Origin of the sequence: Nostoc sp. DedQUE02 (assembly GCF_034531035.1) — a bacterium.
Classification (GTDB): Bacteria; Cyanobacteriota; Cyanobacteriia; order Cyanobacteriales; family Nostocaceae; genus Nostoc.
In genome coordinates, this window is the sequence record NZ_JAVRBY020000071.1 from 1 (window position 1) to 23,704 (window position 23,704).

Below are 23,704 nucleotides of genomic sequence, written 5' to 3' on the forward strand. Positions count from 1 at the left end.
GCCGTTTTGTGGTAGTTGAAAGCGGGTTTGAGTGACTGCTCAGTCGTTTTGAGGTACTTCAAAGTCGTGTTGAAGTACTTCAAAGTCGTTTTGAGGTACTTCAAAGTCGTGTTGAGGTACTTCAAAGTCGTTTTGAGGTACTTCAAAGTCGTTTTGAGGTACTTCAAACTTTATCGCACCGCGATCAAGTACACAGGTGCGTAGGCGTAGCCCTTCGGCTTACCTCGACTTCTCTACGAGACGCTACGCGTTAGCGGAGCTTTCGCTTTAGCGATACGCTTGGCACAAGTCGCTCAGGAACCGCCCGCCGTAGGTATCGCTTTCATAAACCTCCACAAACATCAGGCGAGCGCACTTGACAATCAAGACAGTCGCTACAATTATCCTTAAGTGAGCCGTAGTGAATTATACTTAGGAATAGGCTGATTGCTAATCACTGCATAGAGAACATCTGAATCGAGGTCGGCTCCCGATCGCCATTGAATTGTGCCTAATTCGTGGTTTAATTCAACTTGAGCAAAGTATTTTTGCTCTTGTAAAGGTGCAAAAACACCTGTAAATTTAATCAGTTTACTAACATTAATTATTCCTTCCACTTCATCTTCAAAACGGATATATAGTTGATAATTTTCCCTTGGTTCTACTGCAATAATGTCTTTTAACATATTTTACTACTCCAATGATAAGACGCTATTGAGGATTTGATTGTCTCTAGCTAGTTCCCAGTTTTCTATCAATTTTTGAATAAAATCATAGTTTGTAGTGAGCGATTCATCGCCCACTACAAGGATTATTAAGACTAAAGTCCTTACTACAAACTTTAATTTATTTACGCTGAGGTACTTAGTATTAGGGAAATATAGCTAACTCGGTTTCTGGATCAAAAAAGTGAATTTTCTCTGGAGTTAGAGATAACCAAAGTTGCTCACCAGCTTGTACAAATCGGTCTGGTGGTATTCGCACTTGTAGGGAATTGGCTGTAGTAGCAGGTTTAGATCCCGGTTCGGCAATTTTAACAGCGAGAAAGGAATCATTGCCGAGATTCTCTACCAAATCTACTTGCACTGGTAGATTTTTGGTAGCAGGCATACTCAAGTTAAAGTGTTCTGGACGAATGCCTAAAATTAGAGTTTTCCCATCATATTTTTGTAAAGCTTTTCCCCAAACTTCTGGGAGGGTGAAACGAAACTGGGAACGAGTAATCAATAGAGGGGCATGAAATTCCACAGGAATAAAATTCATCGGTGGCGAACCAATGAATTCTGCTACAAAAAGGTTGGCAGGACGGTTGTAAAGTTCTAAGGGAGAAGCAACTTGCTGAATTTTACCCTCAGACATAATCGCAATGCGATCGCCCATTGTCATCGCTTCTGTTTGATCGTGGGTAACGTAAATTGTCGTTGTCCCCAGTTGGCGCTGCAATTTGACAATTTGGGCGCGGGTTTCCGCCCGCAGTTTGGCATCTAAGTTAGAAAGTGGTTCATCCATTAAGAATACTTGCGGGTCACGCGCGATCGCTCTTCCCAATGCAACCCGTTGTCTTTGTCCCCCAGATAACTGTTTGGGTAAGCGATTCAGCAATGTTTCGATTTGCAACAGTTGGGCAACACTACGCACTTGCTCATTCACCGCCCGTTCTTTGTCAGAAATGTAGCGCAATCCTTTAGGTAAATTTCTTGTCGCCCCTACAAAAACATTTTCTGCCCACGTCCGAAGATAGGGAGTATTTTCTCCTCTGCTCCCCTGGTTACTGAGCGGCTTGCCCTGAGCGGAGCCGAAGGGAGTCGAAGTATGCTCTCCTGCTCCCTTGTCACTGAGCGGCTTGCCCTGAGCAAAGCCGAAGGGAGTCGAAGTGCTGCTTCCCCTGCGGCGCAACCCAAAGGCAATGTTATCGTACACCGTCATGTGAGGATAGAGGGCGTAATTTTGGAACACCATTGCGATGTCGCGTTCCTTGGGTGGTAAGTCATTGATCAAGCGATCGCCTACCCAGATATTACCGCCAGTCATCGTTTCCAACCCAGCGATTAACCGCAGCAAAGTACTTTTACCACAACCAGAAGGGCCTACCAGCACCATAAACTCGCCATCTGCGATCGTCAGGTTAATCCGCCGCAAGACGTTAACACTTCCCGCCCGTTCTTGCGCTGTATCAGTTTTCTCCCCAGACGTGAGGAGAGATTGGGTTTGTGAGGTAACACTTTCCCCTTGACGCGGGGAAAAACTTTTATAAACGTTTTCTAAAACAACTTGGGACACAACTAAATTATTGTCACTGGGGATTGGGGATTGGGCATTGGGCATTGGATTTGGACTAATGACCAATGACAGTTTAGCGCCCATCATAATACACCTTCAGGGTAAATACGAAAAGTTAAAAAAACAGCTTGCACTATCAAAAGCAAACTATCCTGAATTTTAGGGCTATCAAGAGGTGTTGTGATGACTACCGATGTACCTAAAAATCTTTCTCAAGACCCAAGTATTAATCCTGTCCATGACATTGTAGACGTACAAACCACAGATTGTTGCATTGTGGGGGGTGGCCCAGCAGGAGCAGTTTTGGCGCTGTTGTTAGCGCGTCAAGGCATTTCGGTGATGCTGCTGGAAGCACATAAAGACTTCGATCGCGATTTTCGCGGCGATACAATTCATCCATCGGTGATGGAAATTATGGAGGAATTGGGATTAAGCGATCGCTTGTTAAAACTTCCCCATACCAAAATGCGCCAAATTAGTATTCAAACTCCTCAAGATACTGTCACATTCGCAGATTTTAGCCATCTGAAAACCCATTATCCCTACATTACAATGCTTCCCCAGGTAAAATTCTTGGAGTTCATCACCCAAGAAGCACAAAAATATCCTAATTTCCATCTGGTAATGGGTGCGAATGTGCAGGAATTAATTAGTGAAAATGGCGTGATTCAAGGTATCCGCTATCGAGGAGGCGGTGGTTGGCACGAAATTCGGGCAATACTGACAGTGGGTGCAGACGGTCGTCACTCACGTTTACGCCACTTGGGTGAGTTTGAATCCATCGAAACTTCGCCGCCAATGGATGTCCTCTGGTTTCGCCTACCGCGTCAGCCAGAAGACCCTGAAGGGGGAATGGGGCGCTTTGGTCAAGGTAAAATCATTGCCATGCTTGATCGTGGTGATGAGTGGCAAGTTGCCGATGTCATCCCCAAGGGAGGCTATCAACAACTGCGGGCTGCGGGTTTGGAGGAATTAAAAAAATCTGTTGTGGAAGTAGTGCCAGAATTCCAGCAACGCATCGAAAATTTACATGACTGGTCACAAGTAGCTTTTCTTTCAGTAGAGTCCAGCCGCGTCAAACGCTGGTATCGTCCGGGACTATTACTCATTGGTGATGCAGCTCATATAATGTCCCCTGTGGGTGGAGTTGGGATTAACTACGCGATTCAAGATGCTGTCGTTGCAGCGAATGTACTCAGCAAACCGCTCAAAAACCGACAAGTACAACTTAGCGACCTAGCAAAAGTACAACGTCAACGCGAATTGCCCACACGCATTATTCAGGCGTTTCAAACTTTGATCCAAAAGCGGGTATTGGCCCCGGTTATCACCTCAAATCGCACCTTTGTACCACCTGCGTTTTTGCGCTTACCCATCTTGCGCGACCTTCCAGCCAGGTTGATCGCCTTGGGTGTTTTTCCAGTTCACGTCAAGGCTTAATGTTTGCCAATAATTTTTTATATTTGATGAATTGGTGGTACAATTATACTACTTTGATGCAGAATTCAATGCTCATTTAGTCAAGCGAAAGTGGCGGGCGGCATATTTAATGCTGTTCAAAGCGATCGCTTGGCTTTTATGCTAGAAAGGACTAAAAACTCAGGCATTATTAAAAAATGCAAACAATTAAACATATCTAGATATTAATTGGCACTACATAGAAAAACCCTCTCTTTTTGAATCAGTACTTTTTGCACTCAGGAGTAATTTTAATGAACAGTTGCGTTTTGATGGCGGAAATTATTAACGAACCACAACTCCGCTACACAGCCGATAATCTGGGAGTTACGGAAATGTTGGTGCAGTTTCCCAATTCCCAGAAACCCGAAGATCCACCAGCTACCTTAAAAGTTGTCGGTTGGGGGAATTTAGCGACAGAAATTCAGCAAAATTACCACCAAGGCGATCGCGTCATCTTGGTAGGACGTTTAACTATGAATACTGTTGATCGTCAAGAAGGTTTTAAAGAAAAACGCGCTGAACTGACAGTGCAACAAATTCAATCTGTTGGAGGTAGTTTTAATACCGATCCATTACCCTCAACAAACGTAACTCCATCCTTCACTGAAACTGCTCCTCGACAAGCATCTTCAGCATCTCGTCCTCCACAGAAAGATGTTCCCACTTACGAGTCACCACGTCCAGCACCTACTCCAGCGACAAATCCTGTTGGCGTTGCTCCCCAAACGAAAACTTACGAACCCGTACCCCAATCCACAAATTATGAGCGAACCACTTATCCAGCAGTGAAAGAGGAAGAACCAGATCAAGATGATATTCCGTTCTAAAGTTGGTAGTTGAGCGTGTATTTAATTTGCTAACTAACATTACATTAGATAATTTCTACAAATAGCCATCCTTGAAGATGTGCTATTTTTTTGTCTGTTGACTTGAACAAAGAGTTTTAGCTTTAACCCAAGCGTATTGTGAGATCATTGAGGCAAACAAGGCAATCCCCAATCCAAAATCTAAAATACTATAAGCTACAATCAAAATTACTCATAGATTAATTCCTTGACACTGCCGTGATCGGCAAACACTCATGGTACACAACTAAATTTATGGGAATTATGATGCGTAAATTTTGAGTTTTGAATTCGGAGCGAAGCGACGTGACCATTTTTCTACCACCTAAACTCAATAGTCTTCCAATAACATTACCCATTGATGGCGCGGTTCGGATTGAGTTGGAGGAAGGTATTCCAGTTTTTCGAGCATCCAACACTGTTCAAAGTCGCATTGCAGAACTATTAGCGAAACAGCAAAACACTTCACTTAGTCCAGAAGAAGAAAAAGAACTTGATTGCTACGAAGAAATTGATGACTACCTAAGCTTTGTAAATCGCACAATTCGTAATTTGTCTGTTGCTCCAACTCAGCAAGCATAATAAATTGTGTCTTCTCGTAGCAAGATTTCTGAATCTAAGTAAGTTGGTGAGAAAAAACAGAACTATGTTAATAAAGATAAACGAAGCTCAAACTCTCTTTCCTACTGCCTTCTGCCTCCTGCCTCCTGCCTTGCCCTGACGATAAATATTCACGACGACTTACTTATACAAAAGCAGGTACGTCAACGTGCTAACTACCTGTGTGAATATTGTCATGCATCTGAACAATGGCAATATGTGCAGTTTACGGTAGATCATATTATGCCGTTGTCATTAGGTGGAACAGATAATCTGGAAAATCTGGCATTGGCTTGCTTTCACTGCAATCGCAGGAAGACAAATCGGCTTACAGCAACTGACCCTCAATCTGGAGAAGAAGTTTTACTGTTTAATCCGCGACAGCACATTTGGAGTGAGCATTTTATCTGGTCTGCGGATGGACTATTAATTATTGGTTTGACACCTATTGGACGAGCGACCGTCACTGTACTAACCTTGAATCGGGAACGAGTTATGAATATTCGTGCAGCTGATAAAGAAATCGGTCGGCATCCATCAATTGACGATCCAATTCAAACGTAAAAACCGTATTTAGCTACATAATAGATCACAACTCTTGTTAAAATCCAAATAATTTTAAGTTAGAATTCCAACCCAACTCCTATGAGAGAAACTGTCCTAGAGGTTCGCAATTTACAAGTTGAATTTCCCGGTGATGGCAACAGTGTCAGAGCTTTGGATGGTATTTCCTTTGCGCTGCATCGAGGTGAGACTCTAGGAATAGTAGGAGAATCAGGGAGTGGTAAATCGGTGACAGCCTTAGCAGTGATGGGTTTGTTGCAAACTCCCGGTATAGTTACTGGTGGTGAAATCTGGTTTCGTCCTCAAGAAAATGGCAACCCGATCGATTTGGTAACATTGCCTCCTGAGCAAATGCAGTTACACCGGGGTGGCGACATCGCCATGATTTTTCAAGAACCGATGAGTTCGCTTAATCCGGTTTATAACATCGGGTTTCAGCTAACAGAAGCGATTATGCGGCATCAAAAGGTGTCAGCAGCCCAAGCACGACAAATTGCGATCGCAGGTCTGCAAGAGGTAAAACTTTTACCTAGTGATGAAGAAATACAGCAGCAATATATCGAAACTTCATCTAAACCAGAACCATCAAAGTTGGCACAGTTGGTTAAAGAACACAAAGAAGCCATGCTGGAACGCTACCCTCATGAACTTTCTGGGGGTCAGTTGCAACGGGTAATGATTGCAATGGCAATTTCTTGCAACCCATTAATTTTAATCGCCGATGAACCAACCACAGCTTTGGATGTAACGGTGCAAGCGACTATTTTGGAGTTAATGCGAGAATTGCAGCAAAGCCGTGACATGGCAATGATTTTTATCACCCACGATTTGGGGCTAATTTCAGAAATTGCTGACCAAGTAGCGGTGATGTATAGAGGTAAAGTTGTCGAATCTGGTACTTCTCGGCAAATTTTCAGTAGTCCCAAGCATCCATATACTAAAGGTTTGATAGCTTGTCGCCCCACACTCGACCGCCGTCCCCAAAAATTACTCACCGTTTCCGACTATATGAGTGCAGAAGAGACGCCAACGGGACAAGTTGTTATTCAGCCGAAAGAACCCGCACAACCTACAGAAGTCACCAAAGAAGAGATTGCTGCAAGATTGGCAAACTTCAATGAGAAAGAACCTCTGCTGCAAATCCGCAACCTGAAAGTTGGTTTTCCAGTGCGCGGGGTGTTTGGTGGGACAAAACGCTACAATATGGCAGTTAATGGCGTTTCTTTTGATGTCAAACCAGGAGAAACACTAGGTTTGGTGGGAGAATCTGGTTGCGGTAAAACTACTCTTGGCAGAACCTTGCTGCGCTTAATTGAACCGATGAGTGGTCAGATTATCTTTGAGAAACAAGATATTACTAGCCTCAAAGGAGAACGGTTGCAAAAACTGCGGCGGGAAATGCAAATAGTCTTCCAAAATCCTTTTAGTTCCCTCGATCCCCGGATGAAGGTTGGGGACGCGGTAATGGAACCTTTGTTAATTCATACTGTTGGGAAGACAAAACAACAACGACGACAGCGAGTAGTTGAACTCTTAGAACGGGTGGGGTTGAGTGCAGATGCGATTAACCGCTATCCTCATCAGTTTTCTGGCGGTCAACGCCAACGGATTTGCATAGCTCGTTCTTTGGCGTTAAATCCTAAGTTTATCATCTGCGATGAATCAGTTTCAGCGTTAGATGTTTCAGTACAGGCGCAGGTATTAAATCTTCTCAAAGAGTTACAGTCAGACTTTCAGCTTACTTATATCTTTATTTCTCACGATTTAAGTGTAGTGAAATTTATGAGCGATCGCATTTTAGTCATGAATCGCGGTCAAATTGTTGAAGAAGGCACAGCCGAAAAGATTTACCAAGAACCCAAAGAGGAATATACACAAAAATTAATTGCTGCAATTCCTACTGGTAGTGCTGAACGGGTGCAAAGTCGGCATCTGAAGGCTTTATAGAAACAGAATTCAGGCGTCAGTCGTCAGAATTGGGCATGAATTCTGTACAAGTGGCGCATAGCCAAAAGGTAGCGAGTCTGCAAACATCTGAATAAACGGCGTTTTTGCACACCCATTAAATATCAATACTTGTCGGGTTTTGGGGAAAAGGGGAAAGAAAAAACCTTTAACCTTTACCCTTTAACCTTTTCCCCAAACCCAACTCCGAGTTAAAAATCCAAAACCCGAGCAGTATTGCATTAAATATGCAGATTTAGTTGTCTTGATTCTGACTTCTGACTTCTGAATTCTGACTCCTGAATTCTGACTCTTGAATTCTTTTTCAACAGATATTTATGCAAACAAAATTAATTACATCTTCAAGTCCAGACTGAGTTTTTAAATTAGTAAAAATAAAAGGTTTATCGCCGCGCATTTTTTTTGCATCTCGTTCCATCACACTTAAATCTGCACCAACATAAGGTGCTAAGTCAGTTTTGTTAATTACCAACAAATCAGATTTAGTAATACCGGGGCCACCCTTGCGGGGAATTTTATCACCAGCCGCAACATCAATAACGTAAATCGTTAAATCCACCAATTCTGGACTAAAGGTAGCAGCTAAGTTATCGCCGCCACTTTCCAAAAATACCAAATCCAAATCGATAAAACGTTCTTCTAATTGTTCAATTGCCGCCAAATTCATCGAAGCATCTTCGCGGATAGCAGTGTGGGGACAACCACCAGTCTCTACACCCAAAATGCGATCGCTAGCCAACGCCTGAGAACGCACTAAAAACTGAGCATCCTCCTGAGTATAAATATCATTCGTCACCACCGCAACCTGATACTGCTCACGCAACCCCTTACACAAAGCATCTACCAAAGCCGTCTTCCCCGAACCCACTGGCCCAGCAACCCCCACTCGAAATGCATTCATTTTTATTTGTCCTTTGTAATAATTACGAATTACGAACTTGTACTGAGCGTAGTCGAAGTATTACGAATTATTTTGACTAACTCCTAAACAACCTTGTATACTGCGTTTCATGCTGCATACTCGCCAGCGATAAACCCCAACTACAGCAGGCGAGTTCATCGTCCTCCAACGCGAGAATTTCTAACGCCGCAACGCTAAATAATGGTTGTAAATCTAGCAATAACTGCTGTCCTGCTGTTTGTCCAAGAGGGATCAGTTTCACGCCAGCAGTAATCAAATTACTTGCCCAACTATGCAGATATGCAAGTAATGCGGCTTGGATACTGATTTGCCAATGGGCAACGGCAATACCAAAAGCGATCGCATAATTGCAAGGATTACCGACAGCATTGGCAATAGGTATAATCTGCGGTTCTAGTTTACCAAGTAATTGGATCAGCGATCGCCCCATCTGCCAACTAGAGGCGCGTAATTCTTCTGTTTCCCTAGCAGCCGATAACCACAGATTCCAACGGCGTAGCGACTCTAGATCACCTATTTTTGCAGATTGCTGCGATCGTACCATCACCGCCGCCTCTAACCGAATTGCCCCGTAAAGCAACTCTGCTTTTAACCAATCTTTGAGATGTGTGTGGTTAGCGATCGTACCATTTTCTACCAGCATTTCCAAACCTTCAGAATAACTATATGCTCCCACAGGTAAAGCGGGGCTAGCCAACTGTAAAATACTCAAAAGATGGCTATCAGTGAGCATGATGGTGTTGTCCATAAGCTCCTAATTCTGGCTGAAACGGTAAAATTTCCTCTTTAACTTCTAACCCCAATTGTTCCAACATAGTTTGTAAAACTGAATCTGAAGACAAGCGTAAATAAGTTGGGGTAATTTCTACAGGTACATGGCGATTTCCTAGATGGTATGCTGCCCGTAATAACAAAAGTGATGTTTGGGCAAAAGCAGTTAACACTAGTTCTGGTTTGGCAGTAATTCTAATTAAACTGCTATGGGTTTCTTCTTGCAGAATATCGCCATCATGTAAAACAGTTCCTCTCGGTAAATGTAAAAACACAACCTTACCATCTTCAGTTTCAAAGCGATGACGACTGCGGGTACGTTCTTCTGCTGTTAGCGCCAGAGTAAAGCTGACTGTGGCATCGCGATTAGGTGGTTTAAGTTGGGTGAATGTCAGCATACAGAGTTTCGCCTGAACTTTTGCTTTTCATTATGATTCTAAGAGGATGTCTGAAAACTTTTTGGTGTTGTATTTGAGACTTGTAGATCCCCCTAAATCCCCCTTAAAAAGGGGGACTTTGATTCCGGTTCCCCTCTTAAAAAGGGGAGCCAGCGGGGATCAAGCGAAATATTTAATACTTCTCAGACATCCTCTAAATTTAAATACCATAACTCCCTTGCCTGAAGGAAAGATAAAATTAAGCAAAGAAGGCAGCAAGCCAAACGGGGACAATCATGAACCAAGCCATTGAGGGAGTATGCTGGACAATTCACGATTTAGAAGTTCTACCCGAAAATCAGTGGACACGCTATGAAATTATTAATGGAGAACTCTTTGTGACTCGCACTCCTCACCGCCATCATCAACAAGTTTGTGTTAAAATCGCTCGGCAAATCGATGTTTGGTCAGATTAAAGTGGTTTAGGATCATTGTCGTGAATCTGATGAATCTCGTATTTTAATTTCTACGTCTCCTATCATTGATTCTGCTTCTGCAAAAGCTTTTGCTAAATCGTCAATAGTACTATTTCCGGCACTGAATCTTATTGTTTCAGCTTTTAAATGTCTTTGAGCTTGACGAAATCCGTTACCCTTTCGTCCAACACCTGTAGTATTGATAATTCCAATAGAAGCTGCGCTAATTGCAGCAAAAACTTTTGTCCTAAATGTTCCAAGTTCTTGAACAAAGGTAGCGACTATCAAGGATGAAAGTATAGAAGTTACTCCTAAAGTTATGTAAATGGAGTGTAATATTACTGCACCTTGATGCCATTTTTTGATTTGCTTCTGAATTTCTTCTGGTATTTCTTGCATTATGAAAATTAACCTATTAATTTTGGTAACACGTGCGTTTTAACTTCAAGGAAAACAAGTATAAATTATAAACTAACTCAGACTTGTTTTATTTGTTAACATACAGTAATGGAGAATTGGCTCTGCATACCAAAACATGGATATGTACGCGCCAAATTTACGTGTATTTCAAAACTCAAATATGAGTCGCATAATATATTTTAAATATTAGGATACCATAGCAAGAATAAAGCCAATATTGCAGGTAATGATTGGATTAAAAATGCTGTTGGACGTTTTAAGGTAATGCTACAAAAAATACCTGCGATCGCTACTAGATGTAAGCCGCGTATCGCTATATAGCTAGAAAGTCCAAGTTTTCCACTTCTTTGGAATCAATGGTTTTGGATATGTGAGAAAACTTGGAGAGCGCCTCGTTCCTACGAAGGTATAAAGCTTGAAAAAATCAAGGATTAACAGAAGCTCAATTGGTAACTTTGCAAGCATTAGGTGCTGCTTCCTATTCAGTTAATAGGCAATGTAAACCAAAAAGTTGCCCCTTCATCCAATGCGCTATTTACACCAATTTCACCACCGTGAGCATGGATGATTTGCTTACACAAATACAATCCCAATCCCAAACTTACAGAATTGCCGATACTTGCACCGCGAAAGTAAAGGTCAAAAAGCCGATTGCTTTGTTGTTTACTAATACCCATGCCGTTATCACTAACAGTACAATAAATTTTGTCATCCTTACGGGTAGCGTTAATTGTCAACAGCAATCCGGGGGGATTATGTTTCAAAGCATTGACAATTAAGTTAGAAAAAACTCGCCATAGTTGTGTAGAATCAGCGTTCACTAATGGCAAATCTGCGGATACCAGATTTGTCAGCTTGGCTTGATTTTGTGCTAGCAATGGCTCTAAATCGACGATCGCAGCTTCGACAACTGTCAGTAATTGTACGGCTTGACGCTGCAAAACAACACCTTGCACCTCGCTGACATGAGCTTCCATCAAGGAATTAATTAAATTAAGTTGGCGATCACTACTTTGAATCATCCGCTCTAAAATTGAGCGTGAAACAGGGATTAGGGATTGAGGATTAGGGTTTGGGGATTGGGAAGAGACTTCTTCTTGCCCTTGATTCCCAGTTTCCAGTTCCCCACTGTTAAGCAAATTCTTCAGCACCATTAAAGTACCCAGCACTGGGTTGCGTAAGTCGTGGGAAACTGCATGGAAAAATACTCGTAGTTCTTCTTCAGTTTGCTTGCGTTGGGTAATATCTTCAATCAAACCTTCGTAGTAGAGAAGTTTTCCTTTTTCGTCACGCACTGCGTAGGCTTTTTCTGAAATCCAGACAATACTCCCGTCTCGGCGATAAATTTGGGACTCAAACTCGGAAACGCTGCCATACTTTTCCATCAGGCGCACAAATTCTGCCCGACGGTTCGGATCAACGTACAATTGTTGAATATCAGTGAAATTTGCTGTTACCTCCTTTGCTAAGGAGTAGCCATAAATGCGTGCTAAAGCAGGATTTGCCGTAATATAACGTCCATCGGGACTGCTTTGAAAAATCCCTTCAACAGCATTTTCAAAAATAGTGCGATATTTAGCTTCCGCAACTTTGAGTTTTTGGTAGGCAGATTCCAGTTCTTGACGAGCGTAAAATTCAGAGCGTTGCAGGCGATCGTATAGATAAACACCGATATCACATATAATACAAAACCAAAAAATGTATAAAATGAACGTTGCATTATATATCCCTGGGTGGTCGGGGATTGGTGTTTTTAGCCCAAGTGCTGTATTCACACCAAAAAAGTAAATCAGCACACTTGCTTGAGTCAGCAAGTGCAAAATCCAGCAGACTGGCATCAACACAGCTTGGCTCAAGAACAACAACGACCAACCAATGGTATCGGGTAGCGCGAAACCACTAAGAGTTGCAAATAACTGCGATGCGAAACTAATTGACCAAGAAGACCCTAAAAATAATAAATCTGGACGATGACGACCTAACTTGGTTCTATGTAAGGCAAAGAAAATAATTATACTTGCGAGCATTGTAGCATTAATTACTAAACGCTTCGTTCTAAGTACTTCTGGCAGCTGCTGTAACTCTGCAAAAGGAAAAAACAAAGCGTAAATGTCTCGCAAAGTAAAAGACAACAGACAGATTAGCGCCAGCCATAACCATAAACGTAATCTCTGCCACAAAAAACGGTTACGCCAATCTCTGTAACGAGTAGTGACTTCATCTGTTGTTGGTACAGAAAAGGTTTTTCTCCACCAGCTTTGCACTGTTGTAAATGGAGTAGCTATTAGCATCCGAGCAACTTTGCCCATATCTTGAGGGTGTTTCCCTTACTCAACATTGCCATAAATAACACCCTCTCATTTTTTGGTGATTTATGGGCGATTTGTTGCGGATGAAGTGAACAGAGGTAGTGTAAACCAGAAAGTTAATCCACGCTTGCGGTTACTAATAACACCGATTTCGCCGCCATGCGCCTTAATAACTTTCCGACAAAGATACATTTTTAAGCCAATGCTTGTAGAACAACAGTCTTGGGGATCGCGGACATGGAGATCAAAAAGGCGATCGCACTCTAGTTTACTCATTACCACACCGTCATCTTGAATCTGAATGCGAATCATTGTGCCCTCAACGGTGGTACTCAGGGTAAAATTTAATCCTGGTGGATTATTTTGCAAACTATGTATGATCAAATGTGCCAAGACTTTCTGCAAGCAAGTCCCATCCGCCATTACTAACGGTAAATCGGCGGGAACCAAGTTCTTTAAAGTCGCTTGATTTTTTGTCAGTATAGGTTCTAAGTGGGTGAATATTCCGCTCAGTAGGGTGCTAAATTGCACAGGTTCGGGTTTGATTTCCAGACCCTCTTTTTCAGCAGAATTAATTTCTAGCAATGAGTTAATCATTGTTAGCTGGCGATCGTTGCCTTGAATCATCCGCTCGATGATTGAGCGAGATACTGGGATTTGGGATTGGGCATTGGGGATGGGGCATGGGGCATGGGAAAGAGGCAGAGGGGCAGAGGAGATGGGGGGTAGAGGGGAAAAACTTGCTGTAATTGCTCCCTTGCTCCCCTGCTCCCCTGCTCCCTTGCTCCCCTGCTCCCCTGCTCCCTTCTTCCCCTGCTCCCCTGCTTTCCCACTCCCCACTCCCTGATTTAACAAATTCTTTAACACCATCAAGTTACCCATCACGGAAGTTCGTAAATCGTGGGCAACTGTATGCAAAACTACATCTTTGACGCGATGTAATTTTTCAACTTCTTGCATTTTCTCCTGCAACTGTGCTGTCCGTTCTTGGACTTGGTGTTCTAAATTAGTGTTGAGTTCTGCTAGCTTTTGGTAAATCTGGCTTTGTTGAATCGCGATCGCTACCTGTTCTGACATCTGCTGTAACAAATCAATTTCTATTGGCAGCCAATGACGCGGCCCGGAACATTGATTGGCAATTAATGCACCAAATAATTTATTATTTAGCATAATTGGTACAGCCAAAGTCGCTCTCGTTTGGAATTTTTCAAAGTGCGCTTTTACTTTGGGAGAGAATTTTACTTGTGTTACATCCTCAATGACACCCACAACATTACCTTTGAGTAAATTTCTTAATTCTTGTAGATAAGCTTCATCATTAGTAGACCAGCCTGAGACTGATGGATACTGAGGATCTCCTGATTCTGCAAGAGTTTTGACGGTATTATTTAAACCAATAAAAACCCGATCTGCTTGCAGAAATTGCCTGACTTCCGTCACGGTGGTTTGAAGAATTTCTTCTAAGTTCAGCGAAGAGCGAATCCGTACTAAGGTTTCTGCCAACAGGCGATCGCGTTGGGCACAAAGCCGTAATTGCGCTTCTACTTGTTTGCGTTCTGTAATGTCATGATGCACTGCTAAAATCGAAGGAATACCATCTAAATCAATGACTTCGGCTGAAAGCAGCGCTGTAATTATCTCGCCAGACTTTTGCCGAAATTCAATTTCCAAGTTCCGAGCGACTCCTGTGGCTTGCAACTCCTGCACTAAATTTAGGCGATCGCGATCGTGTACCCAAAGATTTAACTCAAAAGCAGTTTTACCAATCGCCTCATCTCGCTCATAACCTGAGAGTTTCACAAAACTGTCGTTAACTTCGATGAAGCGTCCTTCTTTCAGGGTGCTAATGGTAATGGAATCGGGACTACAGCTAAAAGCTTTCGCAAATTTTTGGGCAAGATTTTGTAAAGCGACTTCTCCTTGTTTACGATCTGTGATATCCCGGACAATTGCTAGTACCTCATCTGCGCCACTCACTACCAACCGCGCCTCATAATCTCTGACTCCCAAAGGCGTTGTTAGCTGATATTCACAAGTTTGTAAAGTTCCAGAATCTAAAGTTTTAGCGATCGCTACTTGGCTAATAGCTGCAACATCACTAGGCAATAATTCCTGCACATTTTTTCCTACTATTTCTTCTCTAGAGAGAGTGACATTTGCTCCTTCACTTTTCAAATCTAGATACTCACCCTCACGGCTGATGCGAAACATCAAATCGGGGATAGCATCCAAAATTGCTTTATAGCGCGCCTCACTCTCAAGCAATTTTTCTTGGGCTTGTTTTTGGTCTGTAATATCCATAACTAAGCCATGCCAAAGCAAATCGCCTGTTTCTTGTAATTCGGGTTGCAAAGTACTTTGAATCCACTTAAGTTTGCCACTAGGCGTAATAATCCGACCTTCCCAACGCCAAGGTGTAACAGTGTTGCGGCAAACACTAATAGATTCGATAAAAGCTTTTATATCTTGTGGATGAATCAGTTTGTATAGCACCTCATAATCTGCCTGTATAACTTCTGTTTCTAATTCATACAAATATTTACAACCAGAACTAATATAAGGGATAGATACAGAACCATCCTGCCGTTGCAGAATTTGGAAAATCATCCCCGGTAAATTGGCAGCAATACTTTCCAACAGAGTGATATTCTCTACTTTATACGGGGATTTTACAATTTCATCCACTCTTAGACCCTTTGATATATAAGCAATTGGCATAATATTCAAGGTAATCATAGCCATTGTGAAAGTTTTTTAGCTGTTAGCGCGATCGCTAACAGCCGAAAAAGTGGCTCTACTTTCAGGGTAGTTCTGGATGCTGCGATCGCATACACCCAATCGGGTGAACCAGTTGCTACGGCGAGAATCATTTCAGGAGGCCACCCTCAAAACAGCTTTCCTTGAATTTAGAAACGACTCATACCAATTCAAAATTCAAAATTCAAAATTCAAAATTAAGAAAGTCAGAATTAGTAAGGCTTTCGGGGTTTGCATCTGTCTCATTATTTTCGTGAATTGGTATCAGCTAGAGTCTGTTATCGCTATTCAACGCTTGACAATTTTGGCTTTGTCCGTAGCCGTGCGAACCTTACAAATGGTTGAAGGACGCGACAATACTCAATTTTCTGCCGAACTAACATTTTCTACAAATCAGCAGCAATGCTTATCACAAATTCAGCCTTCTTTTGAAGGAGATACCAAAAAACTGCAAAATCCTTATCCACAGGGTTGTTTGCCTTGGGCTACTTAGGATCGTCGCTCGATTGGGTGGATGGTCTGGATATCTCTCTGGTAGACCTCCTGGACTACCCTTGTTCGCGGTTTGAGACAATTTGAATCCATCTTTTTAAGCTGGAAACTTGCTCAGGTTGGACTTGTGTATACACGGTAGGCAAGCGAAGAGCGGATTAGGAGTGGGGTTATTCGGGTTGAATAAGCAATCAAGCGGACATGATATAAGGGGAAATTCCATCCCTTTCCCTTTTACCCCTTATACCAATTCACGAAAATTCTGATACAAATGATTTATCTTTAAAATTTTTCCCCCAGATCCCTGCTCCCTGCTCCCTGCCCCCTGCCCCCTGCTGCCTCACTTCTGCAAGAAGTCATCTGTAAAAAAATGGGGTAAATAAAATCTGCGTTTCATGTAATAGCGAAAGCTAAAATTTCCTCTGCTGCTCGTTGTCCACTGCGAATCGCTCCTTCCATATAGCCACAATATTCAAGGGGAGCGGTATGTTCTCCCGCAAAAATGACTTGTCCAGCAGAGTACGGTAAATCAGAACGCCAGCTTTTCAAATCTCTAGGAGCGAAGTAGCAGTAAGATCCTTGTGACCAGGGATCGGCACTCCAGTTATGAGTTGTAGTTGCAATCGCTTTGGGAGCATTTGGGTAAAGCGCAGATATTGTCTGTTGTGCGAACTCAACGGAGTGTCCAGAAATATTTCGGCTAGGTGTCCCACTGCTTGTACAAGCCAGAATTCCCGCTTCACCTACTTGAGTTAGGGTAGATTCCCAGATAGTTTGATAAGGTGTGTCTCCCACAAGCAGCCCAAAACTGGATTGCTGCCAGAAACGATTGGAGTACTGAAGTAAAGTCTTAACCGATGCGCCATAAGGCAAGTGGGTTATCGCCTCTCGTTGTGCCTGTGTAAGCGGAGCTTCAATCGACAAATGACGCAAGACACTCCAGGGAACCGTGACAACAATCCAATCGCAAAATACTTCAACCTGCCCCTGAAGAGTTTTTAGGCTCACGGCAACAGTTTGTTCTTGCTGCTGAATCCGTACAACTGGGGTGTTTAGATGGATGCGATCGCCTAAAAAGCGAGCAAATGCAGTTGCAATTTGACTACTACCACCTTGAATTCGCAGACTGCGATCGCCGGAAGTACCACTGTAAGCAAAGAAATCAACTCCAATTGCCTCCGGATCAGCAGCATACATTCCATAGGATTGCTGACGAACAACTTTGCAGGCAAAGGGATCAATCGATTGTGCAGTCAACCACTGAGCTAATGTTTGGGCAGGATCGGCAACCTGTGATAATAATTGATCTAACTTCTGATATACATCATTTAAAGAAGTTCGCTGTTGAGGCAAGAGCGTTTTTGGAGTAGAAAAATTACCATCAATGTAATAACAGAGGCCATCTGGAAACTCAAAGGCAGATTGAAATCTGAGGTCGAATTGAGTGGCATAGGATATCAATGCTGTATGGTTATCATCGACAAATTCTGCACCCAATTCGCCATGCTGTTCTTCTTCCAAAAAGACCGTTTTGACTCGTCCTCCAATTCGTTCGCGGGCTTCAAAAACTTGCACATCAAACCCAGCACGAGTGAGTTCATAAGCAGCCGTCAGTCCTGCCAACCCAGCCCCAATTACAATTACTCGTTTGCTCATTAGTCATCATTATCCTGCTACATACCTTCGCCCAAATCAAATCAATTGTTTTAATCTGAGAAATTACTCATCGTAATGTCGCATACTCTGTTGGCTGTCTCTTCTATCCACCGGAGTGTTATTCAAAAGGTTTTTGAGTATCCACTCTCTGCATATCTAAAATCCCAAATCCCAAATTGGTATGATTTATTTTTCGGAAGTCTCTGAGTATAATTCTGATTAGTGTCACGCTTTCTGATCCCAATTGAAAAAGAATCCAGAAGCCAGAAATTAGAAGTCACAACTTTCGTAGTGGGCGATTTAAACCTGCGACTACGAAATTTGACTACTAAATTGAAAGTTTAGTGGGGGTCTTAAACCCCTATAATTTATCCACCAGCCAGACTCCAATCCAAACAAGAGGATTCTGGCGACTGAGTGTGAATTCTATTTTGATAAATGTTAATCGTGAGAAGCGTTCAGATTACCAGTTTCTTATTTACCACTAAAATTACACTTGCTTGAACTTAGTCTTCCCGTAAGTGCCTCAACAGAGGAGTAGCAGCCACCCTTGCTGCTATTGAACACAAAAAGCTGAAAACTAGGAGGCGAAAAACCTATGGAACTTGGAATGATTGGACTCGGAAGGATGGGCGCGAACATGGCACAGCGCTTGATGCGTGCAGGGCATCATGTAGTTGGGTATGTCCGCCGGACTGAGAAATTGTCCGCAATGGTGAACGAAGGTGTAATTGCAGCCGGAGCCAGCTCAATCGCTGATCTAGTCAGCAAGTTATCCAAACCTCGTGCCGTCTGGTTGATGGTGCCTGCTGCTTCGGTGGATGAAACAATTGAAACCCTAATTCCACTCCTCGAACCAGATGACATTATTATCGATGGTGGCAACTCATATTACCATGATGACATTCGTCGAGCAGCCACACTCAAGGAGCAAGAGATTCACTACGTTGATTGCGGTACGAGCGGGGGTGTTTGGGGATTGGAGCGGGGTTATTGCCTAATGATCGGCGGCGAACAGGTGGCAATCAAACGTCTTGACCCTATTTTTGCAACTCTAGCTCCGGGTGTAGGAGAGATTGAGCGCACTCCCGGACGAGAGAAGGCGGGCGGTACTGCTGAACACGGCTATCTTCATTGTGGGCCCATCGGTGCAGGACACTTCGTGAAAATGGTACACAACGGTATTGAGTACGGTGTCATGGCGGCCTATGCAGAGGGGCTGAATATTCTTCACCACGCCAACGTGGGCAACAATCAGCGCGAGATCGATGCCGAAACCACACCATTACGAAATCCAGAGTATTATCAGTATGACTTTAATCTGGGAGATATTGCCGAAGTCTGGCGGCGGGGTAGTGTAATTGCTTCCTGGCTATTAGATTTGACAGCGATCGCTTTATTAGAAAGCCCCAATTTAGAAGAGTTTGGTGGTCGAGTATCAGATTCTGGCGAAGGGCGCTGGAGTGCGATCGCAGCAATTGACGAATCTGTACCGACTCCAGTATTAAGTGCAGCGCTCTTTGCTCGTTTTAGCTCGCGTGGGGAAGCAGACTTTGCCGATAAACTTTTGTCAGCCATGCGCTATCAGTTTGGCGGGCATCATGAAAAAGCTAATTCCTAAAGAGGTTAGTCATGGGAACTCCTGATTCAGACGCACTGGTATTTTTTGGGGCAACAGGTGACTTAGCCTACAAGAAAATCTTTCCCAGCCTTCAGGCAATGGTACGACGGGGCAATCTCAATGTCCCAGTAATTGGCGTTGCCGGACGACCTTGGACGACGGATCAACTTAGGGAAAGGGCACGTGATAGTCTAGAAAATCATGGTGGTATAGATCGAGACGCATTTGAGAAACTTTCTGGACTACTTCAGTACGTTTCTGGTGACTACAACAAACCAGAAACTTACGAAAAATTACGTCAAGCCCTTGGTGATGCCACTCATCCCCTATACTATCTGGCAATTCCACCGAGCCTGTTTGCACAAGTAGTGTCAGGATTGGGTGAATCAGGGTGTGCTAAAAATGCGCGGGTGGTAATTGAAAAACCATTTGGACGGGATTTGAAATCAGCACGCGAGTTAAATCAAATTCTGGCATCAGTTTTTCCCGAATCATCCATCTATCGCATCGACCATTATCTGGGCAAAGAACCACTGCTGAATTTACTCTATTTTCGCTTTGCCAACTCTCTTCTCGAACCCATCTGGAATCGCAATTATGTTGAAAGCATCCAGATTGTGATGGCAGAGGACTTTGGCATTCAAGGAAGGGGGCGCTTCTATGAGGAGACTGGTGCAATTCGGGATGTAGTGGAAAACCACATGCTGCAAGTATTGGCTTCAGTGTGTATGGATGCTCCCGCTAGCACGGCGGCCGATTCCATTCGAGATGAAAAAGAACGTATTCTCAAAGCCATACCTTCACTGCAACCCGATGATATTATTCGCGGTCAATTTTCTGATTACCGCCACGAAGAAGGCGTTTCTCCTGATTCTCAAGTAGAAACATTTGTTGCCGTGCGGTTATTTATTAATACGTGGCGGTGGTCAGGAGTTCCCATTTACATCCGGGCTGGGAAGAAATTGCCTGTTAAAACTACTGAGGTAATGGTCAAGCTCAAGTGTCCACCTTTAGATGTGTTCCAGGAGGGAGGAAAAGAAAATGCTAATTATGTTCGTTTTTTACTAGATCCTGAGGTAATTGTGGGATTGGGCGCTCGCACTAAAATCCCTGGAGAAGATATGAGCGGCTCTGCGGTTGAACTTCTGGCCTTTTACGGAGGCGGCGACGAGATGGAACCCTATGAACGTCTATTGGGTGATGCTATGCGGGGCGATCCCACCTTGTTTGTACGCGAAGATACTGTAGAAGAGGAATGGCGGATTGTCGAGTCAATTCTTGATAATGTCACACCCGTTTACGAATATGAGCCAAATACATGGGGCCCACCAGAGTCAGATAAACTGCTCTCACCTACGGATCAGTGGTACAATCCCTTAGGTAAGGAGTAGCATATATTACTCACAAACTTGGGATATAATATCTGGGCTTCACCAACTCATGGCAATGGTAAGCAAGTTCTTACTAAAAACCTCAAAACGGCGGGAGCAAAGTATTAGGTAATCACTAGTTGGCTGTTCCCGTCCTGTGAATTCACTGATCTGGGCTATTGGCAATAGTGATTAAAGAAGCAAGTGCAAGTTGTGGATCGAGGTGATGTTAGTAAAACCGCTTTATTTTTCTCATAAAAATTGGTATAACTATTGACCAATTTCAATATTTTGATTTACCTGGCATTGACTGCACAACCCAAAAAACTCTAGGGTGTGGTAAAAAACTTTAAACTTATGGCTGGATTCTAACTGATTTTCTAGGTCATGAACGGGACATTGATTAATCGGAATTGAGATACCACATTGCAAGCAAGTGAGGTGGTGTTTGTCTTGCTGCGCTAAACTATAAAGGGCTTCACCATTAGCCAAATTCCGCACTTGTACCATACCTTCGAGCTTTAAGGCTTCTAGAGAACGGTAAACTGTTGCTAAACCCATGCTCTGATTTGTATTACGTAATTCTACGTAAATATCCTGGGCGGAAATGCCTTTTTTAATGGTTTTCAGCAGGTTGAAAATCCGCTCTTGACTGCGGGTGCGTATGGCTCTCATAGACAATTATTTAAGTATGCCACTGTAGTTTGAAACTGTTAGATAGGCTAATTGATCAATTAACTTTAACCGCTTCGTAATCTTATTTTCACTCAGTTGGAACAGAAAGTTATAGTATAGCGATCGCAGCATTCAGCAAAAGCCCGTGCAAACCAAGTATCTAGCCAAAATTTTCGTGACCCTTCGTCCTTCAGTTTTAGACCCCGCCGGTGTGGCTGTACAATCCGGTCTTAAGCAACTGGGATACGATAACGTTGACCAGGTGCGGATTGGCAAGTACATTGAACTCACCATCACCTCAACTGAAGAGAAGAAAGCGCGTCAAGACCTTGATAACATTTGTGACCAAATGCTATCAAATCCCGTAATTGAAAATTACCGCTTTGAATTAATTGAGGTCGAAACTCAAACTGGGGTATTTTAGGGATTGGGCATAAGAGGCAGAGGGGCAGAGGAGCGGAGGGGCGGAGGGGAAAAACTTACTTTACTGCAACTTCTCCCCTGCTCCCCTGCTCCCCTGCTCCCCTGCCCCCCTGCTCCCCTGCTCCCCTGCTCACTGCTCCCCATTCCCCAATCATGAAATTCGGTGTCGTTGTTTTTCCCGGTTCTAATTGCGATCGCGATGTTGCTTATGTAACCAGAGATTTACTGGGGCAACCAACTCGCATGGTTTGGCATCAAGAAACAGATATTGCTGATTTGGATGTCGTTATCATCCCTGGTGGCTTTAGTTACGGAGATTATCTGCGCTGTGGTGCGATCGCGCGTTTTTCACCCGTGATGCAACAGGTTGTGGAACACGCCCAAAAAGGTAAGTTTGTCCTCGGTATTTGTAACGGATTTCAGGTATTAACTGAAGCTGGATTATTGCCAGGGGTGTTAACCAGAAATCGGGATTTGCATTTTATTTGCGATCGCGTCCCCTTGAAAGTTGAGCGTACTGATCTCTTATGGACGCAAGCTTATACGAGTGGTGAAGTTATCACTTTGCCCATTGCCCACGGAGAAGGTCGATTCTACGCCGATGCAGCCACTCTCGCAAAAATTGAAGATAACGGACAAGTCTTATTTCGTTATGAAGGCGAAAATCCCAACGGTTCACTGAACAATATTGCCGGGATTAGTGATCGCCAAGGCAATGTATTGGGCATGATGCCGCACCCAGAAAGGGCATCAGACACAATGCTGGGGGGAAATGATGGCTTGAGGTTGTTTCAAGGCTTATTAGAGAAAGTAACGGCATTAGCGTAGAGCAAATATCGAGAATAAGTTAGGCTTTTTGCGATCGCTGTCTGAAAGATAGATGAACATTCTTTTACAGACGGCGATCTATTTTTTTTAGTGGGAACTTTGCAGAATTTGAAATCGCTCGATCAATTTCTCATCCTTGAGTTAGTAGCTTTTGAAATTTTATTCGTTCATTATGAAGCTTGCGTGTTTTAATCTTTTAGTAGACTTACAAAAATCCGTGTAGACAAAACACTTCAAGTCAGTTTTGGCAAGTTTTTGAGAACAAAGAGAGAAACAAACTTATGGGACTTTTCGATCAAATTCTTGGTGCTGTCGCTAATCCCAATCAACAGGGCAGCTTAGGTCAACTAGGAAGTATTGTCAATACTGTACAACAGTTGAGCGATCGCACAGGCACAGATCCTTCTACTATCCAATCAGTTTTATCAATTGTGGGTGGTCAAGTGCGTTCTGCTTTACAAGACAAGCAAGCCACAGATGGTAATGAGGCCACACAAAATTTAGTGAGCCAATATGCTGGTACTTCTCCCAACCCCCAAGCCGTCAATTCGTTGTTTTCTCCTCAGATACAACAACAAGTAGCTCAGGTTGCAGCCCAGCGCACTGGATTGGATGCTGGTATCGTTCAACAATTGCTGCCTTTGGCAGTACCTTTAGTGCTAAAGTTTTTGCAATCAGGTGCCAATGCTCAAAATCCCCAAGCTGGCGGAAATCCTGTCCTAAATTCCTTCTTGGATGCTGATGGTGATGGTGATGTCGATATCGCTGATGCCATCCAAATGGCTAGTCGGTATATGAGACAGTAACAGTTTTCTCCCCACTCCCTTCCGATAAACTAGATATCGGTAATAATACCTTGCTAGATTTTTAGCTAAGACATAGGCTGAGAACATGATAAGTTTGTAAATATAAA

Annotated in this window: 24 protein-coding genes; 12 read left to right on the forward strand and 12 right to left on the reverse strand. The window is 43.2% G+C overall.

The features are described from left to right. Positions 1-386: 386 nt before the first annotated feature. Complete coding sequence (locus tag RMX98_RS31225; protein ID WP_322675749.1) at positions 387-665, reverse strand: DUF2442 domain-containing protein; 279 nt, start codon at positions 663-665, stop codon at positions 387-389. Between the two features lie 184 nt (positions 666-849). Then, on the reverse strand, positions 850-2,259 hold the full coding sequence (locus RMX98_RS31230; RefSeq protein WP_322675781.1) for an ABC transporter ATP-binding protein: 1,410 nt from the start codon (positions 2,257-2,259) through the stop codon (positions 850-852). 183 nt (positions 2,260-2,442) lie between these two features. Between RMX98_RS31230 and RMX98_RS31235 the strand changes: the two genes are divergently transcribed. The 5 genes from RMX98_RS31235 to RMX98_RS31255 all read left to right on the forward strand — a co-directional run bounded on the left by RMX98_RS31235 (position 2,443) and on the right by RMX98_RS31255 (position 7,676). Further along, positions 2,443-3,699 (forward strand): FAD-dependent oxidoreductase, encoded by a 1,257-nt coding sequence (locus tag RMX98_RS31235; RefSeq protein WP_322675750.1) that lies wholly within the window; start codon positions 2,443-2,445, stop codon positions 3,697-3,699. 272 nt (positions 3,700-3,971) lie between these two features. Further along, entirely contained in the window at positions 3,972-4,547 is a 576-nt protein-coding gene (locus RMX98_RS31240; RefSeq protein WP_322675751.1) for a single-stranded DNA-binding protein, read from the forward strand. A 324-nt stretch (positions 4,548-4,871) separates the two neighbouring features. Continuing rightward, positions 4,872-5,147 (forward strand): hypothetical protein, encoded by a 276-nt coding sequence (locus tag RMX98_RS31245; RefSeq protein WP_322675752.1) that lies wholly within the window; start codon positions 4,872-4,874, stop codon positions 5,145-5,147. A 135-nt stretch (positions 5,148-5,282) separates the two neighbouring features. Further along, a complete protein-coding gene (locus tag RMX98_RS31250) occupies positions 5,283-5,729 on the forward strand; it encodes an HNH endonuclease (RefSeq protein ID WP_409881022.1) in 447 nt (148 codons plus the stop codon). An 81-nt stretch (positions 5,730-5,810) separates the two neighbouring features. Further along, positions 5,811-7,676, forward strand: a complete 1,866-nt coding sequence (locus tag RMX98_RS31255) for an ABC transporter ATP-binding protein (RefSeq protein ID WP_322675753.1) — start codon at positions 5,811-5,813, stop codon at positions 7,674-7,676. 322 nt (positions 7,677-7,998) lie between these two features. On the opposite strand, the gene ureG is transcribed toward RMX98_RS31255, so the two are convergent. The 3 genes from ureG to ureE form a co-directional block, all read right to left on the reverse strand. Then, a complete protein-coding gene (ureG, locus tag RMX98_RS31260; protein ID WP_322675754.1) occupies positions 7,999-8,595 on the reverse strand; it encodes an urease accessory protein UreG in 597 nt (198 codons plus the stop codon). A gap of 76 nt (positions 8,596-8,671) precedes the next feature. Beyond that, positions 8,672-9,364: an urease accessory protein UreF gene (locus RMX98_RS31265; protein WP_322675755.1), complete on the reverse strand. Its 693-nt coding sequence runs from the start codon at positions 9,362-9,364 to the stop codon at positions 8,672-8,674. After that, positions 9,339-9,785 carry an urease accessory protein UreE gene (gene ureE, locus RMX98_RS31270; protein ID WP_322675756.1) on the reverse strand — a complete coding sequence of 149 codons (447 nt, stop codon included), beginning with the start codon at positions 9,783-9,785 and terminating at the stop codon, positions 9,339-9,341. The genes RMX98_RS31265 and ureE overlap by 26 nt, the downstream gene beginning before the upstream one ends. A gap of 275 nt (positions 9,786-10,060) precedes the next feature. Here ureE and RMX98_RS31275 point away from each other — a divergent pair, with 275 nt between their 5' ends. Further along, on the forward strand, positions 10,061-10,240 hold the full coding sequence (locus tag RMX98_RS31275) for a Uma2 family endonuclease (RefSeq protein WP_322675757.1): 180 nt from the start codon (positions 10,061-10,063) through the stop codon (positions 10,238-10,240). 12 nt (positions 10,241-10,252) lie between these two features. Here RMX98_RS31275 and RMX98_RS31280 read toward each other — a convergent pair whose 3' ends face one another. From RMX98_RS31280 to RMX98_RS31300, 5 genes are all read right to left on the reverse strand, one after another. After that, a complete protein-coding gene (locus tag RMX98_RS31280; protein WP_322675758.1) occupies positions 10,253-10,639 on the reverse strand; it encodes a hypothetical protein in 387 nt (128 codons plus the stop codon). A 200-nt stretch (positions 10,640-10,839) separates the two neighbouring features. Further along, complete coding sequence (locus RMX98_RS31285; RefSeq protein ID WP_322675783.1) at positions 10,840-10,977, reverse strand: DUF1304 family protein; 138 nt, start codon at positions 10,975-10,977, stop codon at positions 10,840-10,842. A gap of 165 nt (positions 10,978-11,142) precedes the next feature. Then, positions 11,143-12,951: an ATP-binding protein gene (locus tag RMX98_RS31290; RefSeq protein WP_322675759.1), complete on the reverse strand. Its 1,809-nt coding sequence runs from the start codon at positions 12,949-12,951 to the stop codon at positions 11,143-11,145. Positions 12,952-13,032: 81 nt separating this feature from the next. Then, a complete protein-coding gene (locus tag RMX98_RS31295) occupies positions 13,033-15,711 on the reverse strand; it encodes a PAS domain S-box protein (RefSeq protein ID WP_322675760.1) in 2,679 nt (892 codons plus the stop codon). Continuing rightward, positions 15,702-15,839, reverse strand: a complete 138-nt coding sequence (locus RMX98_RS31300) for a hypothetical protein (RefSeq protein ID WP_322675761.1) — start codon at positions 15,837-15,839, stop codon at positions 15,702-15,704. The genes RMX98_RS31295 and RMX98_RS31300 overlap by 10 nt, the downstream gene beginning before the upstream one ends. 140 nt (positions 15,840-15,979) lie before the next feature. Here RMX98_RS31300 and RMX98_RS31305 point away from each other — a divergent pair, with 140 nt between their 5' ends. Beyond that, positions 15,980-16,219, forward strand: a complete 240-nt coding sequence (locus RMX98_RS31305) for a hypothetical protein (RefSeq protein ID WP_322675762.1) — start codon at positions 15,980-15,982, stop codon at positions 16,217-16,219. Positions 16,220-16,611: 392 nt separating this feature from the next. Here the strand turns inward: RMX98_RS31305 and RMX98_RS31310 are convergent, their stop codons facing one another. Then, positions 16,612-17,874 (reverse strand): flavin monoamine oxidase family protein, encoded by a 1,263-nt coding sequence (locus RMX98_RS31310; RefSeq protein ID WP_322675763.1) that lies wholly within the window; start codon positions 17,872-17,874, stop codon positions 16,612-16,614. A 598-nt stretch (positions 17,875-18,472) separates the two neighbouring features. Between RMX98_RS31310 and gnd the strand changes: the two genes are divergently transcribed. Both gnd and zwf read left to right on the forward strand, forming a co-directional pair. Beyond that, the gene (gene gnd / locus RMX98_RS31315; protein WP_322675764.1) at positions 18,473-19,495 is read left to right on the forward strand and encodes a phosphogluconate dehydrogenase (NAD(+)-dependent, decarboxylating); all 1,023 of its coding nucleotides are present in this window, start codon (positions 18,473-18,475) and stop codon (positions 19,493-19,495) included. 11 nt (positions 19,496-19,506) lie between these two features. Further along, complete coding sequence (gene zwf, locus RMX98_RS31320) at positions 19,507-20,886, forward strand: glucose-6-phosphate dehydrogenase (RefSeq protein WP_322675765.1); 1,380 nt, start codon at positions 19,507-19,509, stop codon at positions 20,884-20,886. 249 nt (positions 20,887-21,135) lie between these two features. Here the strand turns inward: zwf and RMX98_RS31325 are convergent, their stop codons facing one another. After that, positions 21,136-21,540 (reverse strand): Fur family transcriptional regulator, encoded by a 405-nt coding sequence (locus tag RMX98_RS31325; protein ID WP_322675766.1) that lies wholly within the window; start codon positions 21,538-21,540, stop codon positions 21,136-21,138. Positions 21,541-21,685: 145 nt separating this feature from the next. On the opposite strand from RMX98_RS31325, the gene purS reads away from it, so the two are divergent. From purS to RMX98_RS31340, 3 genes are all read left to right on the forward strand, one after another. Next, complete coding sequence (purS, locus tag RMX98_RS31330) at positions 21,686-21,964, forward strand: phosphoribosylformylglycinamidine synthase subunit PurS (protein ID WP_104908105.1); 279 nt, start codon at positions 21,686-21,688, stop codon at positions 21,962-21,964. Between the two features lie 152 nt (positions 21,965-22,116). Next, positions 22,117-22,791 carry a phosphoribosylformylglycinamidine synthase subunit PurQ gene (gene purQ / locus RMX98_RS31335; protein WP_322675767.1) on the forward strand — a complete coding sequence of 225 codons (675 nt, stop codon included), beginning with the start codon at positions 22,117-22,119 and terminating at the stop codon, positions 22,789-22,791. 281 nt (positions 22,792-23,072) lie between these two features. Beyond that, positions 23,073-23,597 carry a DUF937 domain-containing protein gene (locus RMX98_RS31340; protein ID WP_322675768.1) on the forward strand — a complete coding sequence of 175 codons (525 nt, stop codon included), beginning with the start codon at positions 23,073-23,075 and terminating at the stop codon, positions 23,595-23,597. The last annotated feature ends 107 nt before the right edge of the window (positions 23,598-23,704 follow it).